The 15,504-nt window shown below is 70.2% G+C and carries 17 protein-coding genes; 7 read left to right on the top strand and 10 right to left on the bottom strand.

From position 1 onward, the window contains the following. Window positions 1-6 precede the first annotated feature (6 nt). Both CRP50_RS19085 and CRP50_RS19080 read right to left on the bottom strand, forming a co-directional pair. Window positions 7-366: a hypothetical protein gene (locus CRP50_RS19085; RefSeq protein ID WP_097280779.1), complete on the bottom strand. Its 360-nt coding sequence runs from the start codon at window positions 364-366 to the stop codon at window positions 7-9. Between the two features lie 91 nt (window positions 367-457). After that, window positions 458-955, bottom strand: coding sequence for a hypothetical protein (locus CRP50_RS19080; RefSeq protein WP_097280778.1), 498 nt, complete (start codon window positions 953-955; stop codon window positions 458-460). A 189-nt stretch (window positions 956-1,144) separates the two neighbouring features. Between CRP50_RS19080 and CRP50_RS19075 the strand changes: the two genes are divergently transcribed. Then, window positions 1,145-1,378 (top strand): FmdB family zinc ribbon protein, encoded by a 234-nt coding sequence (locus tag CRP50_RS19075; protein WP_097280777.1) that lies wholly within the window; start codon window positions 1,145-1,147, stop codon window positions 1,376-1,378. Between the two features lie 15 nt (window positions 1,379-1,393). Here CRP50_RS19075 and CRP50_RS19070 read toward each other — a convergent pair whose 3' ends face one another. Next, on the bottom strand, window positions 1,394-2,410 hold the full coding sequence (locus CRP50_RS19070; RefSeq protein ID WP_097280776.1) for an AraC family transcriptional regulator: 1,017 nt from the start codon (window positions 2,408-2,410) through the stop codon (window positions 1,394-1,396). A 144-nt stretch (window positions 2,411-2,554) separates the two neighbouring features. Here CRP50_RS19070 and CRP50_RS19065 point away from each other — a divergent pair, with 144 nt between their 5' ends. The 3 genes from CRP50_RS19065 (at window position 2,555) to CRP50_RS19055 (ending at window position 6,406) form a co-directional block, all read left to right on the top strand. Then, window positions 2,555-4,210 carry an AMP-binding protein gene (locus tag CRP50_RS19065; protein ID WP_097280775.1) on the top strand — a complete coding sequence of 552 codons (1,656 nt, stop codon included), beginning with the start codon at window positions 2,555-2,557 and terminating at the stop codon, window positions 4,208-4,210. A gap of 150 nt (window positions 4,211-4,360) precedes the next feature. Beyond that, on the top strand, window positions 4,361-5,131 hold the full coding sequence (locus CRP50_RS19060; protein WP_097280774.1) for an SDR family NAD(P)-dependent oxidoreductase: 771 nt from the start codon (window positions 4,361-4,363) through the stop codon (window positions 5,129-5,131). Between the two features lie 147 nt (window positions 5,132-5,278). Further along, window positions 5,279-6,406 (top strand): acyl-CoA dehydrogenase family protein, encoded by a 1,128-nt coding sequence (locus CRP50_RS19055; protein WP_097280773.1) that lies wholly within the window; start codon window positions 5,279-5,281, stop codon window positions 6,404-6,406. A 104-nt stretch (window positions 6,407-6,510) separates the two neighbouring features. Here the strand turns inward: CRP50_RS19055 and CRP50_RS19050 are convergent, their stop codons facing one another. The 7 genes from CRP50_RS19050 to CRP50_RS19020 all read right to left on the bottom strand — a co-directional run bounded on the left by CRP50_RS19050 (window position 6,511) and on the right by CRP50_RS19020 (window position 13,693). Continuing rightward, window positions 6,511-7,923: a homospermidine synthase gene (locus CRP50_RS19050; protein ID WP_097280772.1), complete on the bottom strand. Its 1,413-nt coding sequence runs from the start codon at window positions 7,921-7,923 to the stop codon at window positions 6,511-6,513. Window positions 7,924-8,034: 111 nt separating this feature from the next. Next, a complete protein-coding gene (locus CRP50_RS19045; protein WP_097280771.1) occupies window positions 8,035-8,580 on the bottom strand; it encodes a phosphoribosyltransferase in 546 nt (181 codons plus the stop codon). An 88-nt stretch (window positions 8,581-8,668) separates the two neighbouring features. Further along, the gene (locus CRP50_RS19040; protein WP_097280770.1) at window positions 8,669-10,213 is read right to left on the bottom strand and encodes a tripartite tricarboxylate transporter permease; all 1,545 of its coding nucleotides are present in this window, start codon (window positions 10,211-10,213) and stop codon (window positions 8,669-8,671) included. 3 nt (window positions 10,214-10,216) lie between these two features. Further along, the gene (locus CRP50_RS19035; protein ID WP_097280769.1) at window positions 10,217-10,651 is read right to left on the bottom strand and encodes a tripartite tricarboxylate transporter TctB family protein; all 435 of its coding nucleotides are present in this window, start codon (window positions 10,649-10,651) and stop codon (window positions 10,217-10,219) included. Continuing rightward, window positions 10,648-11,640, bottom strand: coding sequence for a Bug family tripartite tricarboxylate transporter substrate binding protein (locus tag CRP50_RS19030; protein WP_097280768.1), 993 nt, complete (start codon window positions 11,638-11,640; stop codon window positions 10,648-10,650). Before CRP50_RS19030 ends, CRP50_RS19035 begins: the two co-directional genes overlap by 4 nt. A gap of 44 nt (window positions 11,641-11,684) precedes the next feature. Then, on the bottom strand, window positions 11,685-12,497 hold the full coding sequence (locus tag CRP50_RS19025; RefSeq protein WP_245913540.1) for a citryl-CoA lyase: 813 nt from the start codon (window positions 12,495-12,497) through the stop codon (window positions 11,685-11,687). Beyond that, window positions 12,494-13,693, bottom strand: coding sequence for a CaiB/BaiF CoA transferase family protein (locus CRP50_RS19020; protein ID WP_097280840.1), 1,200 nt, complete (start codon window positions 13,691-13,693; stop codon window positions 12,494-12,496). The genes CRP50_RS19025 and CRP50_RS19020 overlap by 4 nt, the downstream gene beginning before the upstream one ends. Before the next feature lie 104 nt (window positions 13,694-13,797). On the opposite strand from CRP50_RS19020, the gene CRP50_RS19015 reads away from it, so the two are divergent. From CRP50_RS19015 to CRP50_RS19005, 3 genes are all read left to right on the top strand, one after another. Beyond that, window positions 13,798-14,481, top strand: coding sequence for an IclR family transcriptional regulator (locus CRP50_RS19015; RefSeq protein ID WP_097280767.1), 684 nt, complete (start codon window positions 13,798-13,800; stop codon window positions 14,479-14,481). 145 nt (window positions 14,482-14,626) lie between these two features. Further along, window positions 14,627-14,947 carry a carboxymuconolactone decarboxylase family protein gene (locus CRP50_RS19010; protein WP_416045216.1) on the top strand — a complete coding sequence of 107 codons (321 nt, stop codon included), beginning with the start codon at window positions 14,627-14,629 and terminating at the stop codon, window positions 14,945-14,947. Window positions 14,948-14,951: 4 nt separating this feature from the next. Next, window positions 14,952-15,503, top strand: coding sequence for a hypothetical protein (locus tag CRP50_RS19005; RefSeq protein ID WP_097280765.1), 552 nt, complete (start codon window positions 14,952-14,954; stop codon window positions 15,501-15,503). The last annotated feature ends 1 nt before the right edge of the window (window position 15,504 follow it).

Genomic DNA, 15,504 nt, shown 5'->3' with positions numbered 1-15,504 from the left:
GCCCGTTTACGAGCCGGCGGCGGGAACCAGCGGCGCCGGGAACGAGGCGGGGGGCGACGGTGCCCGCGCCGGCACGGGGGTGCCGGTGACGCAGTCGAACTGGGCGAAGGCCCGCTTCTCCATGACGAAGCGCCCGACCAGCACCGCCCGGCGGCCGTACTGGGCGCAATAGAGCGCGGCGCGGTCGGTGGTCGCCTTCAGCGACGGCCCGACCAGATCCGGCAGCTCGGCGGCGGCGGAATAGACCACGGTGTAGGGGCTGAGGGTTTCCGGCGCCGTCGGCATCGCGGTTTCGGGCGCCGTCGTGCGGCAGGCCGCCACCGCCGTCACCAGCACCGCCATCGCCGTCAGCCGAACCACCCGCATGCGCCGCCCCTCCGTCGCGTCATCCCCGTACTTGCGGCAAGGACGATGCCACAGCCGGCGCGGCTTGACCAGCGGGCCGGATCACCAGGGATCACCAGGGGCCGGGCTCGAACACCTTGCGCCACGGCGGGTCGTTGCGGCAGAGGTCCCACACGCGCGGGCCGATCTCGGCCTCCATGGCCTTCAAGCCCTCCAGGATGGCCGGGCGGAAGCGGGCGGCGGTGGCGTCGTCCGGCTCCTCGTAGATCCACCACGCCAGGAAGTCGGCGAAGACGTCGCGCGCCTCCTCCGCCGACAGGCCGGAGAAGGGCAGCACCGCCGGCAGCCAGGTCTCCGGGTCCTCCGGCACGAAGACGCGCGCCGCCGGCACCACGCGACGATTGCCCTGATACGCGCGCAGGAAGTTGCGGTAGGCGGCATAAAGCGCGTACTGCGTCAGCGCCGCCCCCTCGCCGCCGCGCTGGCCGGCGGCGCGGTAGCCGAGGTTGAAGGCCCAGCGCGCGTCGTACCGCAGCTTGGCGGGCGTCGGATTGATCTGCGGCACGGGCGACGGAAGCGACGGCGAAAGCGGCGGCTGGCGATCGGGCATGCGGACTCGGCTGAAAGAAACGCGGCTCCGACACACTAGCGCCGCGACTCGGCCGGCGGCATTGCCCGGAAGCAGCAGTCCTGCGCCCTTCGATCGGGTGCTGGCACGGACGGCGGCGGGGATGCTATGCTGCGCGCGGCCCCCAGCGACGTCTTCCCTGACCCGAAGCGATTCGCGAGGACCCTGCTCATGCCGCTATATTCCTACCGCTGCACCGCCTGCGACGGCACCTTCGAGACCCTGGTGCGCAGCGGCGAGACACCCGCATGCCCGTCGTGCGGGTCAGAGGCGCTCGACAAGCTGCTCTCCATGCCCGCCCCCGACACCAAGAGCGGCCGCCTCCTCGCCGCCGGCCGCGCCGCCGCCGCCCGCGAAGGCCACTTCAGCAACTACAGCCGGGCGGAGACGAAGGGGAAGGTGTAGCCCCTCCCCCTCCCCTCACCCCCTGTCCCTGACCCGGCGGTGGTAGTCGCCTGGCCGGCCGCCGGTCCATTTGCGGAAGGCGCGGTGGAAGGCGCTCGGTTCGGCGAATCCCAGGTCGGCCGCCACGTCCGCCACCCGCGCCGCCGGGTCGGCCAGCAGCGCCAGCGCCAGGTCGCGGCGCAGCTGGTCCTTGATGGCGCGGAAGCTGGTGCCGTCCAGGCGCAGGCGGCGGCGCAGGGTGGGCGGAGAGCTGGACAGCTGGGCCGCCACCGTCTCGAAGTCCGGCCACTCGGTCGGCGGGATGCCGCGCAGCAGGCGGCGCACGCGGCTCGCGTCGCTGGCGACGTTCTTGTACTTCACCAGCATGTTTTCCGGGTTGTCGCGCAGGAAGGCCTTCACCGTCTGCTCGTCCTGCAGGCACGGCAGGTCGAGCAGCGCCGCGTCGAAGGTGATGGCCGTCGCCGGCTGGTCGAAGCGCAGGCGGGCGCTGTAGAGCACGTGGTATTCCGCCGCGTGCTCCGGCCGGGGATAGGCGAAGTCGGCCCGCAGGATGGGGATGCGCCGCCGCACCAGCCAGCAGGCGATGCCGTGCATGAAGATCAGCAGCGTCTCGTAGAGGAAGACGTGGCGCGGCAGGCCGGGCGCACGGGGATAGAGCACCAGGCTCGCCGTCCGGTCGCCGCGGCTGACCGTCGCCCCCACGTCGTCCATCACCGTGCCGAAGAACCGCGTCATGCGCTCCAGCGCCTTGCCGAGCGTTTCCGCATGGACGACCGAGCGGCACAGGAGGGCGAAGGTGCCCACCTTCATGCGGCGGCTGTCCTGGCCGAACAGCTCATCGTCCAGCACCTGGGCGATGACCTTGAGCAGGATGCCGTAGGCGGCCGGCGACACCCGCGCCCGCGGGCTCGCCAGCAGCTCCGGCGGGATGGCGGCCTTGCGCAGCACGGGCGCGGGGTCGTGGCCGTGCTCGATCAGGCCTTCGAGCGCCGCGTGGACGAAACAGACGGAGACGGTTCCGGTATCCTTCATGGCGCCACTTTAGGCACGGAACATGGTAAAATCGATCACGTTTGCTGATTCCTCGCGTCATGGATTCGCCGGACCGCCGCGCCTACAGTCCGGGTGCCGAAAAGAGCGAAGTGGAAACCACATCCAAGAAGGGACGAAGACCGCATGTCGGCTGATCTCGATGTTCTCGCCGGGCAGACGCCCGCCTACGACGCCTATGTCGCCGGGTTCGACTACGAGGCGCTGGCCGCCAAGGTGCTGTCCGGCTCGGTCACCGGCGGGCTGAACGCCTGCGTCGAGTGCTGCGACCGCCATGCCGGCGACACCGCCGCGGTGGCGCTCCACTGGGAGAACAAGGACGGCGACCGCGCCACCGTCACCTTCGCCGAATTGCAGGCGCGCGCCGCCCGCTTCGCCAACGTGCTGAAGGCCCAGGGCGTGCAGCCGGGCGACCGCGTCGCCGGCCTGCTGCCGCGCATCCCCGAACTGCTGACGGTCATCCTCGGCACCTGGCGCGCCGGTGCCGTCTACCAGCCGCTGTTCACCGCCTTCGGCCCCAAGGCCATCGAGTACCGCTGCGGCGCCTCCGAGGCCAAGCTGGTGGTCACCGATGCGGCCAACCGTTCCAAGCTCGACGACGTGAAGGGCTGCCCGGCGATCATGACCATCGCCGCCCCGCGCGACGGCGACCTCGACTTCGCCGCCGAGATGGACCGCGCGTCGGAAGACTTCGCGCCGGTGATGCGCGGAGCGGAAGACCCGTTCCTCATGATGTTCACCTCCGGCACCACCGGCCTGCCCAAGGGCGTGGCCGTGCCGCTGAAGGCCATGGTGGCGTTCTACGAATACATGCGGTTCTCGGTCGACCTGCGGCCCGACGACCGCTACTGGAACATCGCCGATCCCGGCTGGGCCTACGGCCTCTACTACGCCGTCACCGGCCCGCTGATGATGGGCCACGCCACCACCCTCTACGACGGCCCCTTCACGGTCGACGGTACCTACAAGGTGATCCTCGACAACGGCATCACCAACCTGGCCGGCGCGCCCACCGCCTACCGCCTGCTCATGGGCGCCGGCAAGGAGCCCGCGGCGGCCGTGAAGGGCAAGCTGCGCGTGGTGTCCTCGGCCGGCGAGCCGCTGAACCCGGAGGTCATCCGCTGGTTCGACGACGCGCTCGGCTGCCCCATCTACGACCATTACGGGCAGACGGAAATGGGCATGGCGGTGTGCAACCACCACGCCCTGCTCCACCCGGTGGAAGCCGGCTCGGCCGGCGTGCCGCTGCCCGGCTTCGCCATCGGCGTGCTGGATGAAGAGACGCTGGAGGAACTGCCGCCGCACAAGCCCGGCATCCTGGCGGTGCGCCGCCCGGCCTCGCCCGGCTTCTGGTTCCAGGGCTACTGGCAGCAGGAGACCAAGTCGTTCAAGGGCGACTGGTACCTGACCGGCGACACCGTGGAACTGAACGAAGACGGCAGCATCGCCTTCGTCGGCCGCAGCGACGACATCATCACCTCCTCGGGCTACCGCATCGGCCCGTTCGACGTGGAAAGCGCCCTCATCGAGCACCCGGCGGTGGCGGAAACCGCCGTCATTGGCAAGCCCGACCCCGAGCGCACCGAGATCGTGAAGGCCTTCGTGGTGCTGAAGAAGGGCATCGAGGGCACGCCGGAACTGGCCGAGGAACTCCAGATGCTGGTGAAGAAGCGCCTCGCCGCCCACGCCTATCCGCGCGAAGTGGTCTTCGTGGAGGAACTGCCGAAGACGCCGAGCGGCAAGATCCAGCGCTTCCTGCTGCGCAAGCAGGAAAGCGTGTGAGTGTAATGATGTACGTGTCATGCCCGGGCTCGACCCGGGCATCCACGGCGTCCCCGGCGCCGGCCGTTATCGCCCGGCTCCCCGCACGTGGATGGCCGGATCAAGTCCGGCCATGACAACTCTATGGATACGGAAGAAAGACGACCCGCCATGAACATCACCGACAAGGTCTTCATCGTCACCGGCGGCGGCTCCGGCCTGGGCGCCGCCACCGCCGAGGGGCTGGTGGCCGCCGGCGCCCGCGTGCTGCTGGTCGACCTCAACGGCGAAGCGGCCGCCGCCAAGGCCGCCGAGCTGGGCGCGCAGGCGAAATGCGTCGCCGCCGACGTCACCGCCGAGGCCGACGCCCAGGCTGCCATCCAGGCGGCGCTGGACGCCTTCGGCCGCGTCGACGGGCTGGTCAACTGCGCCGGCATCGCGCCGGGCGAGAAGGTGGTCGGCCGCAAGGGGCCGCACCGGCTGGAAAGCTTCGCCCGCGCGGTGAACATCAACCTGATCGGCACCTTCAACATGCTGCGGCTCGCCGCCGAGGCCATGATGAAGAACGATCCCGACGCCACCACCGGCGAGCGCGGCGTCATCGTCAACACCGCCTCCATCGCCGCCTTCGACGGCCAGATCGGCCAAGCCGCCTATGCCGCCTCCAAGGCGGGCGTGGTGGGGCTGACCCTGCCGGTGGCGCGCGAGCTGGCGGGCTCGGGCATCCGCGTCGTCACCATCGCGCCGGGCATCTTCGAGACGCCGATGATGGCGGGCATGCCGGACGAGGTGAAGGATACCCTGAACGCCATGGTTCCGTTCCCCCAGCGCATGGGCAAGCCGGCGGAATTCGCCGGCCTCGTCCGCCACATCGCCGAGAACGGCTACCTCAACGGCGAGGTGATCCGCCTGGACGGCGCCATCCGCATGCCGGCGAAATAAGGGCGGACGGGCGCGGCGGCAGGCGCCCCCGTCCCGCAGGGACGGCCGGCGCGACCGCGCCGGCGCCGCGCGAGCGGCGGGAGCCGAGGGCGCGAGGAGCGCCCGCCCGGCGCCTGAGGGGCAAAACAAAAAGGGAGCGCAACGACCATGATCCTGACCGAAGACCAGAAGATGATCCAGGAGACGGCGGCAAGCTTCGCCCGCGACCGTCTCAAGCCCTTCGCCGAGCAGTGGAGCCGCGAGCACCGCTTCCCAAAGGAAGCCATCGCCGAAATGGGCGAACTCGGCTTCATGGGCATGACCGTGCCCGAGGAATGGGGCGGTGCCGCCACCGACTACATTTCCTACGTGCTGGCGCTGGAAGAGATCGCGGCCGGTGACGGCGCCGTCTCCACCATCATGAGCGTGCACAACTCGGTCGGCTGCGCCCCCATCCTGAAGTACGGCACCGAGGCGCAGAAGGAACGGTTCCTGAAGCCGCTGGCGCGCGGCGAGATGCTCGGCGGCTTCGCCCTGACCGAGCCGCACGTCGGCTCCGACGCCTCGGGCCTGAAGACCCGCGCCCGCCGCGACGGCGACCATTGGGTGCTGAACGGCGCCAAGCAGTTCATCACCTCCGGCAAGTCGGGCGACGTCATCATCGCCTTCGCCGTCACCGATCCGGAGGCCGGCAAGAAGGGCATCAGCGCCTTCATCGTGCCGACGAACACCCCCGGCTATCAGGTGGTGCGGGTGGAAGAGAAACTCGGCCAGCATGCCTCCGACACCTGCCAGATCGCCTTCGAGGACATGCGCCTGCCGGCCGACCTGATGCTGGGCGAGGAAGGCCAGGGCTACAAGATCGCGCTCGCCAACCTGGAAGGCGGCCGCGTCGGCATCGCCGCCCAGTCCGTCGGCATGGCGCGGGCGGCCTACGAGGCGGCGCTGGCTTATGCGCGCGACCGCCAGACCTTCGGCAAGCCCATCATCGAGCACCAGGCGGTGGCCTTCAAGCTGGCCGACATGGCGACGCAGATCGAGGCGGCGCGCCAGATGGTGCTGCACGCGGCCTCCCTGCGCGACGCCGGCCTGCCGTGCCTGAAGGAAGCCAGCATGGCCAAGCTGTTCGCCTCGGAAATGGCCGAGCGCGTGTGCTCCGACGCCATCCAGATCCACGGCGGCTACGGCTACCTCGCCGACTTCCCGGTGGAGCGCATCTACCGCGACGTCCGCGTCTGCCAGATCTACGAAGGCACCAGCGAGATCCAGCGGCTGGTCATCAGCCGCTCGTTGTAACGGCCCCCGGATCGGTACGGTCTCCGATCCCGCCTCACGCCCCACCGGCCTCCCCGCCGGTGGGGCGTTTTTTCGTCTGGCGCCGGTCGGGCGTCGCGCCCCCCTCACACCACGCGGAAGTTCTTGAACTGCCAGGGGTCGTCGGTGTCGACGTCTTCCGGGAACAGCACGCCGCGGTCCTGCAGCGGCGTCCAGTCGCCATAGGTGCCGGCGACCTCGCCGAGGTAGGGTTCGGCGATTTCCAGGATGCGGCGGAAGTCCAGCTCCTCGGGCTCCACCACGCCGCGCGCCGGGTTTTCCAGCGCCCAGATGAGGCCGCCCAGTACCGCCACGCAGACCTGCAAGGAGGTCGCGTTGTTGTAGGGCGCCAGCGTCCGCGCCTCCTGGATCGACAGGCGCGAGCCGTACCAGTAGATGCCCTTTTCGTGCCCCATGAGCAGCACGCCCAGCTCGTCGGTGCCGGCGACGATCTCTTCCATCATCAGCCGCTTGTTGGGCTGCATGTGCCAGTTCTTGCCGGCCAGCTCGTGCACGCTGATCACCGCGTCGTCGCAGGGGTGATACGCGTAGTGCACGGTCGGGCGGAAGGCCACCGCGTCGCCGTCGCGGACCGTGAAGTAGTCGGCGATGGAGATGGACTCGTTGTGGGTGATGAGGAAGCCGTGGAACGGGCCTTCCTTCGGCGTCCAGGTGCGCACGCGGGTGGAGGCGCCGGGGCGCATGAGGTAGATGGCGGCGTCGCTGCCGAACTCGTGGCGGCGGCCGTCGGGCGGCAGGGCCTTCTCGTGGCTGCCCCAGCCCAGTTCGGCGGGCTGGCAGCCTTCGCCGACGAAGCCGTCGATGGACCACGTGTTGACGAACTCGCCCACCTTCTTGTGCACGTGGCTCGCCTGGGTGTCGCGCTCGGCGATGTGGACCACCTTCACGCCCAGGTCCTGCATGAGCGCGCCCCAGCCGGCGCGGTCGGCGGGGGCATCGACGGCGCGGCCGGTGTCACGGGCGATGTCGAGCAGCGCCTGCTTCACGAAATGGGTCACGAGGCCCGGATTGGCGCCGTGGGTGATGACGGCGGTCGGCGCGCCGGGGCCGTGGCCGTTGCGGCGCTGCTCCAGCGCCGTTTCGCGCAGGGCGTAGTTGGAGCGCAGCGACGGCGACAGCGAGGTATCGGTATAGCCGCCGGCCCACGGCTCGATGCAGGTGTCGAGGTAGAGGGTGCCGCGCTCGCGGCACAGCTCCATGAGCGCCACCGACGACACATCCACCGACAGGTTCAGCAGGAAGTCACCCTCGCCCAGCATGGGCTCCAGCACGGCGCGGTAGTTCTCGCGCGTCACCGGTTGCACCACGAAGCGGATGCCGTTGGCCTTGGCGACGTCGCGCCCGCGTTCTTCCGCCGTCACGATGGTGATGCGCGTCGCGTCCATGCCGACATGCCGCAGGACGAGCGGCAGAACCCCCTGGCCGATGGAACCGAAACCGAGAATGACCAGACGGCCGGCGAACGTGACGTGCTTCATGCGATCCCCCTGTCGACGGTGGAGCCCCACGGATGCGGCTTTGGCACCGGAATACGGGATCGGGACAGGGGGTGCAAGATCGGCGTGGGGAATGTCTTTGATCGGTAACGATCAGTCGACCACGGCCACGTGGTCCAGTTCGCGGAAGCGTTCGGCCCAGTCGATGCCGTAGCCGACCACGAAACGGTCGCCGATGGTATAGCCGACGAAGTCCGCCTTGCAGTCCACCGCCCGCCGCGCCGGCTTGTCGAGCAGCACCACCAGCGCCGCCCGCGTCGCCCCCGCCTCGCGCATCAGATCGAGCGCGCGCGAGGCGGTGCGGCCGGAATCCAGCACGTCCTCGACCACCAGCACGGTCTCGCCGGCGACCTGCGGCAAGGCGCCTTCCTGGCGCACGACGCCCGAGCTTTCCTTGGCGTCGCCGTAGCTGGCGAGCCGCAGGAACTCGATGCGCAGGTTGACGTGGGCGCCGTGGCGGCCGAGGGCGCGCACCAGATCGGCGGCGAAGATGAAGGCGCCCTTCAGCACCGGGATCAGGGTGATCTCCGGTCCCAGCTCGGCGACGATTTCCTGCGCCATGACGTCGAGGCGGGCCGCGATCTCCTCGGCGGTGATGAGGGGAACGGGGGTCGCGGTGGCGGGATCGAGGTCGCTCATGGGGGCTGCCGATGCTTGGTGTGGGGAAAGGCGCCACAGAATGGAGCAGGCGGCGGCCGGCGGCAAGGGCGGCGGCGCGGCCCGGACGTCAGTCCGGGTCCTCGCCCTCCAGCCCCGCCGTGTCCTTCATGCCCGCCGGGCGGGTGAAGCGGATGTAGCGGCCGACGAAGATCGGCAGCACGAAGCCGACGATGGAGATGGTCCACAGGCCGATGGCGAGCCAACTGCCCCACAGGATGCTCCACTCGCCGTTGGAGATGGTCAGCGCCCGCCGCAGGTTGGCCTCCATCAGGTTGCCGAGCAGCACCCCCAGGATAACCGGCACCAGCGGCACGTCGAGCTTGCGCAGCACCCAGCCCAGCACCCCGAAGCCGACCATCACCAGCAGGTCGAAGGTGGAGCCCGAAATGCCGTAGATGCCGACCGCCGAAATCATGGCGACGGCCGGCATGAGGATGCGCGGCGGCACCTGCAACACCCGCACGAACAGCCCGACCAGCGGGATGTTCATGGCGAGCAGCATGAGGTTGCCGATGAACAGGGCGGCGATCAGCCCCCAAACCACATCGGGGTTGTTCTGGAACAGCAGCGGGCCGGGCGTGATGTTCAACGCCAGCAGCATGGCGAGCAGCACCGCCGTGGTGCCCGATCCCGGCACGCCGAGCGCCAGCATGGGCACCAGCGCCCCGCCGGCGGCGGCGTTGTTGCCGGCTTCCGGGGCAGCCACGCCGCGCGGGTCGCCTTTGCCGAAGGTGCCCTTGCGGTCAACCAGGCGCTTTTCCACCGTATAGGCGATGAACGAGCCGAGCGACGCACCCGCCCCCGGCAGCACGCCGGCGATGAAGCCGAGCACCGTGGACCGGCCCATGGTGCCGGCCGTCTGCTTGATCATGGCGAAGGGCACGGTGATGCGCCCGACCGGGCCGGTCTTGCCGCCGACACCCTCGCCGCGGTGTTCGAGGAAGATGAACACCTCCGACACCGCGAACAGGCCGACGATGGCGACCAGGAAGTCGATGCCGTCGTAGAGGTGGATGTTGTCGAAGGTATAGCGCGGCATGCCCGTCTGGTGGTCGACGCCGACCATGGCGATGCCGAGGCCGAGCGCCGCCGCGAAGGCCGCCTTGGACTGGTTGCGGCTGGCGATGCCGCCGAGCGTCGCGAAGGCCAGCACGAACAGCGCGAAATACTCCGCCGGGCCGAACAGCAGCGCCACCTTCACCAGCAGCGGCGCCAGGAACACGAGGCCCCAGGTGGCGAAGAAGGCGCCGACGAAGGACGCGAGGCCCGACAGCGCCAGCGCCTCGCCGGCCTTGCCCTGCTGCGCCATGGGGTAGCCGTCCAGCGTCGTCATCAGCGCCGGCTCGTCGCCCGGGATGTTGAGCAGGATGGACGAGATGCGGCCGCCGTACATGGCGCCGTAATAGACGCTGGTCAGCAGGATGATGGCCGGCGTCGCCGGCAGCCCGAGGGTGAAGGCGAGCGGGATGAGGATGGCGACGCCGTTGGACGGGCCGAGGCCCGGCATGGCGCCGATGATGGTGCCGAGGAAGCACCCCAGCAGGGCGAGGCCCAGGTTCTGCCACGTCAGGGCGACGGCGAACCCGTCCATCAGCGAAGACAGCACGTCCATGGTTCAGAACCCCCAGGGGCCGCGCGCCAGCGACAATCCCAGTATGAGGTGGAACACCACGTAGATCCCGACCGAGATCCCGATGCCGGCGAGCACGGCACCCAGCGGCCGGCTGCCCAGGCGCCACGACAGGATCGCCGCCGCCACCGCCGTCGCCAGCACGAAACCGACCTGCGGCAGCGCCAGCGCATAGGCCACCAGCACGGCGACCGCGAGCGCGATCTCCAGCAGGCGGCCCGCGGCCGGCCAGTCCGGCCGCGGGTCGGGTCGGACGAGGGGATAGACGCTGGCCAGCGCCATCACCCCGCCGATGATGATCGGGAAACTCCGGGGGCCGAGCGGATCGCTGCTGAAACCCAGCTCGATCTGCGTCGCCTGCCAGACGTAGAAGCCGGCGAGCGCGAGCCCGACCAGCCCGAAGACACGATCGCTGGTCATTTGATCAGGCCGATTTCCCGCGAGAGGTCTTCCGTGTCCTTGATCTGCTCGGCGACGAAGGCCTCGAACTCGTCACCGTACAGCTTCAGGGGCATCAGGCCGTTGTTTTCCATGATCTTCTGCCACTCGGGGCTGTCGTACATGGTGCGCAGGCTGTCGGCCCAGTATTTCTGCGCCTCGTCGGACATGCCGCCGGGGCCGTAGAAGCCGCGCCAGTTGGCGCCGACCGCCGGGATGCCCTGCTCGGTGGCGGTCGGGAACTTGCCGAACTCGCCCGGCAGACGCTCCGGCGCCAGCACCGCCAGCACCTTGATGTCGCCCGAGTCGACGAAGCCCTTGGCCTCGGAGATGTCGCCGCTGAAGGCCTGCACATGGCCGCCGAGCAGCTGCGTCACCGCCTCGCCGCCGCCCTCGAAGGGCACGTACTTGATCTGGCGCAGGTTCTCGATGCCGGCCTTGCGGGCGGTGTTCAGCACCTTGAGGTGATCCCAGCCGCCGACCGCCGAGCCGCCGGCGACGGAGATGGAGGTCGGGTCGGCCTTGATCTTGTCCATCAGCTCGGGGAGCGTCTTGATGGGGCTGTCCTTGGAGACGGCGATGACGCCGTAGTCGGCGCCGACGGAGCCGAGCCAGTTCACCTGATCCTTGTTCATGCCCGGGAAGGCGCCCTGCGCGAGGCGGGTCGAGGTGGCCGAGGAGGCGGCGACGATGACGTTGTCGTCGTCGTTGCGCTTGGACACGATGTGCGCGAAGGCCACGCCGCCGGAGCCGCCGGTCATGTTGCTGACCTGGATGGGCTGCGGCACCAGCTTCAGGTCATAGAGCGCCTTGCCGGCCTGGCGGCAGGTGAAGTCCCAGCCGCCGCCGGGGTTGGCCGGCGCGATGCATTCGGGGTTGGTCGGCTCGAAGGCGACGGCCGCCGACAGCGGCACCACCGCGGCGACGACGGCCGCAGCCAGGACATGGCGCGAGCGCGAAATGAAACTCATGGAAGTACCTCCCTAGTATTATACGCCTTGGATTCTTAGGCTTTTCAGGAATTGGACACCCCGGGGCCGGTGTATGTCCAGCGGTAATGCGGTGGTGTCGGGCCTTTGTTGCGGCCGCCCTGCTGCATCTGTTCCCAGCCGTGCGCCAGGATTCCCACCGATCGCGACAGGCAGAAGAAGCCGCGGGCGAGCGGCGGCGGGCAGCCCAGTTCGGCGAAAATGACGGCCGTGGCGCCGTCGATGTTCATGGGCACCGCCTTGCCTTTCTCGCCCGCGAGGTGCGACTCGACGGCGCGCCCGATGCCTGCGAAGCGGCCCGACACGGTGCCGGCGGCGGCGGCCTCGTCCACCAAGCCGAGCAGGCGCGGCGCCCGCGGGTCCACCGGCTTGTGGAAGCGGTGACCGAAGCCGGGCACGAACTTGCCGCGCGCCGCACGCCAGTCGGCCAGCGCATCGGCGGTAGCGGCGGCCAGGGTGGCGCCCTCGTCCTCGCGGCGGGCGATGTCGGCGTAAAGCTCGATGGCCTGCTCGCCGGCGCCGCCGTGGACGTCGCCCAGCATGTTGACGCCGTTGGCCATGACGTTGTTGATGCCGACGCCGCAGGTGGCCGCCATGCGGGCGGCGGCGATGGACGGCGCCTGCGGCCCGTGGTCGACCGCCGCCACCAGGGCGCATTCGAACAGCGCGGCGCGCTCGGGCGTCGGCATCTCGCCCATGACCATGAACCAGATCATCTGCGGGAACGACACGCTGCCGATCAGATCCTGGACCGGCCGACCGCGGAAGGCGATGCGGCCCGGCTCCATGTCGATGATGGCGGTGCGCCACCAGTCCTTCACGTCCTGCCCGTCGCTCACAGCACGCCCTCCGCCTGCAAGGTGGCGATCTCGGCGGCGCTCAGGCCGAGGCCGCCCCATACTGTTTCGTTGTCCTGGCCGAGTTGCGGCGGCGGCGTGTCCACCGTCGGGGCCGTGCGGTCCAGCTTGAAGCCGGTGCGCACCAGCGTCGCCGGCCGGTCGGTGCCCGGCACATGGTCGAAGGTGCCGAGCATGCCGCGGTCGGCCACCTGCGGGTGTTCCAGCACGTCGGGCACCGCCATGACCGGCCCGGCGGGCACGCCGGCGGCGTTCATCTCGGCCGCCCACTCCATGGCGCCGCGGGTCTGCAGGGTTTCCTCCAGTTCCGCCTTCAGGGTGTAGCGGTGGCGGATGCGGTCGGCGCGCGTCGCGTACTCCGACCGCTCCAGCAGCTCCGCCCGGCCCAGGAGGCGGCAGAGGATTTCCCACTGCTCCTGCTTGTTGGCGGCGATGTTGAGCAGCCCGTCGGCGGTGCGGAAGGCGCCCGAGGGGGCGGAGGTGACGTTCTCGTTGCCGTTGGCCTGCGGCCGCACGCCCGCCACCAGCCAGTTGGACACCACCCAGCCCATGGTGGCCAGTGTCGCCTCCAGCATGGACACGTCGATGAAGGTGCCGCGGCTCTCCTTCGGCGCGTTCAGCGCGGCGGCGATAGCCATGGCGGCCGTCAGCCCGCCGATGGTGTCGCACAGCGGATAGCCGACGCGGTATGGCGCGGTGTCGCGGTCGCCGGTGATGCTCATGACGCCCGACATGCCCTGGATGATCTGGTCGTAGGCCGGCAGGTCGCGCAGCGGCCCGTCCTGCCCGAAGCCGGAGATGGCGCAGTAGACCAGCGCCGGGTTCTCGGCCTTCAGCGCCTCCCAGCCAACGCCGAGGCGGTCCATGACGCCGGGGCGGAAGTTCTCCACCACCACGTCGGCGGTCTTCACCAGGTCCTTGAACAGCGCCTTGCCGCGCGGCGCCTTGAGGTTGAGCGTCACCGACTTCTTGCCGGCGTTCTGGGCCAGGAACGACACGCCCATGAGGCGGCGGTTCAAGTCGGCATCGGCGCCAAGCTGGCGGGCGAGGTCGCCGCGCTCGGGCACCTCCACCTTGATGACCTCGGCGCCCAGGTGGGCGAGCTGGTGGCAGCAGAAGGGTCCGGCGAGCACGTTGGTCAGGTCGAGCACGCGGAACCCGGCAAGCGGTCGAAGCACCGACGTTTCCTCTTGCATCTTGTTGCGACGTTCTGTCAGATAGAACGACGTTCCGTTAGACGCTATGATAGACGCGGCGTGTCGGATATTTCAAGGGTCGAAGAATGGCGGCGGAGAATCGGGTGGAGGCGGTGGAGCGGGCGCTGGCGGTGCTCGACTGCTTCGACGGCGAGAAGCAGGCCCTGACGCTGGCCGAGCTGGCCGAGCGCACGGGCTTCTACAAGAGCACCATCCTGCGGCTGATCGGGTCGCTGGAGCGCTTCGGCTACGTCGGCCGGCGGGCGTCGGATGGGCGCTATACGCTGGGGCCGGCGGTGTGGCGGCTGGGCTCGGCGTACCGGCGGCGCTTCGCACTGGCCGGCGCCATCCGGCCCGAGCTGGCGACCCTGCGCGACCACACCGGCGAGACGGCGTCGTTCTACGTGCGCGACGGCGACAAGCGCGTCTGCCTCTACCGCGAGAACAGCCTGCGCGCCGCCCGCCACCACCTGAGCGAGGGCGAGGTGCTGCCCCTGTCGGGCGGCGCCAGCGCCTGGGTGATCCTGGCCTGGACCGGCGGCGACGACGAGCGCAGCACCCGCGTCCGCGAAGCCGGCGCCGCCATATCGGTCGGCGAACGCGATCCCGACGTGGCGGCCGTGGCCGTGCCGGTGCTCGACCGCGAGGGCGGCTTCCTCGGCGCCCTCTCCGTCTCCGGCCTCGCCTCCCGCTTCGGGCCCGAGCTGCGCGAGGCGGCGGCGGAGGCCCTGCGCGAAAGCGCGGCACGGCTGCGCGGCGTGGTGGTCTGAGCGCCGCCGGCATGGCCGCCTCGCACCGCCGCCGCTTGCCTTGGGGCGGCGGCTCGGTCATGCTGTGCCGCCTTACGGCAACGCATATGAGGGGACTCTCATGTACAAGGACTGGCCTCAGTTCGCGACGGATGTTTCGGCCACCATGGGTGAGCTGCGCAAGGCGGCGCCCGAGGTGATGCAGGCGTTCTCGGGGCTGGCCAAGGCGGCCACCGCCGAAGGCGTGCTGTCGACCAAGACCAAGGAACTGATCGCGCTCGGCATCAGCGTCGCCATCCGCTGCGACGGCTGCATCGCCTTCCACGCCCGCGCCGCCGCCCGCCACGGCGCGACGCGCGAGGAAATCGCCGAGACGCTGGGCATGTCGGTCTACATGGGCGGCGGCCCGTCGGCCGTCTACGGCGGCATCGCCATGGAGGCCTTCGACCAGATGAAGGCCGAAATCGACGCCAAGCAGGGCGGCTGAGCCCATGCCCGTCGCCGCCGCCGCCATTGCCCGTCACCGCCCCGGCTCCGCCCGCCGCCGCCTGCCCCGCTGGGCGCGGGCCGGTGCGGCGGCGCTCCTGCTGCTGACGGCCCTGCCGGCGGCGGCGGTGGCGGCCGGTGGCGCGCCGGCGGCGGAAGGCGAGAAGAAGAAGGACACCGGGCCGCGCCGCGACCAGGCCGGCGCCCTGTCCGGCGAGTTCATCCTGCTCGACCCGGTGTTCATCCCCATCGTCGACGAAGAGCGCGGCCGCACCGCCTATACCGGCATCGCCGTGCGCCTGCAGCCCAACCCGGAGCGCCGGGTGGACGCCTGCTTCGCCGTGCCGCGCATCATCGACGCGCTCATCGTCGCCTTCTACGAGGACCGCGCCACCCGCGCGCAGCAGACCGCCAAGGCCATGGGTCCGCTGCTCCGTCGGGTGGAGGCCCTCGTCAAGGAAGTGGCCGGCGCCGGGGTCTTCAACGGCGTCAGCCTGTTCGAGCAGATGCCGGAAATCGACGAGACCAGCGTCAAGCTGTCGCGCGCCTGCAAGTAGG

Source organism: Caenispirillum bisanense, assembly GCF_900230255.1.
Lineage (GTDB): Bacteria > Pseudomonadota > Alphaproteobacteria > Rhodospirillales > Rhodospirillaceae > Caenispirillum > Caenispirillum bisanense_A.
Note: the sequence above shows the minus strand (reverse complement) of the source record. Positions and strands in the feature narration are given on the sequence as shown.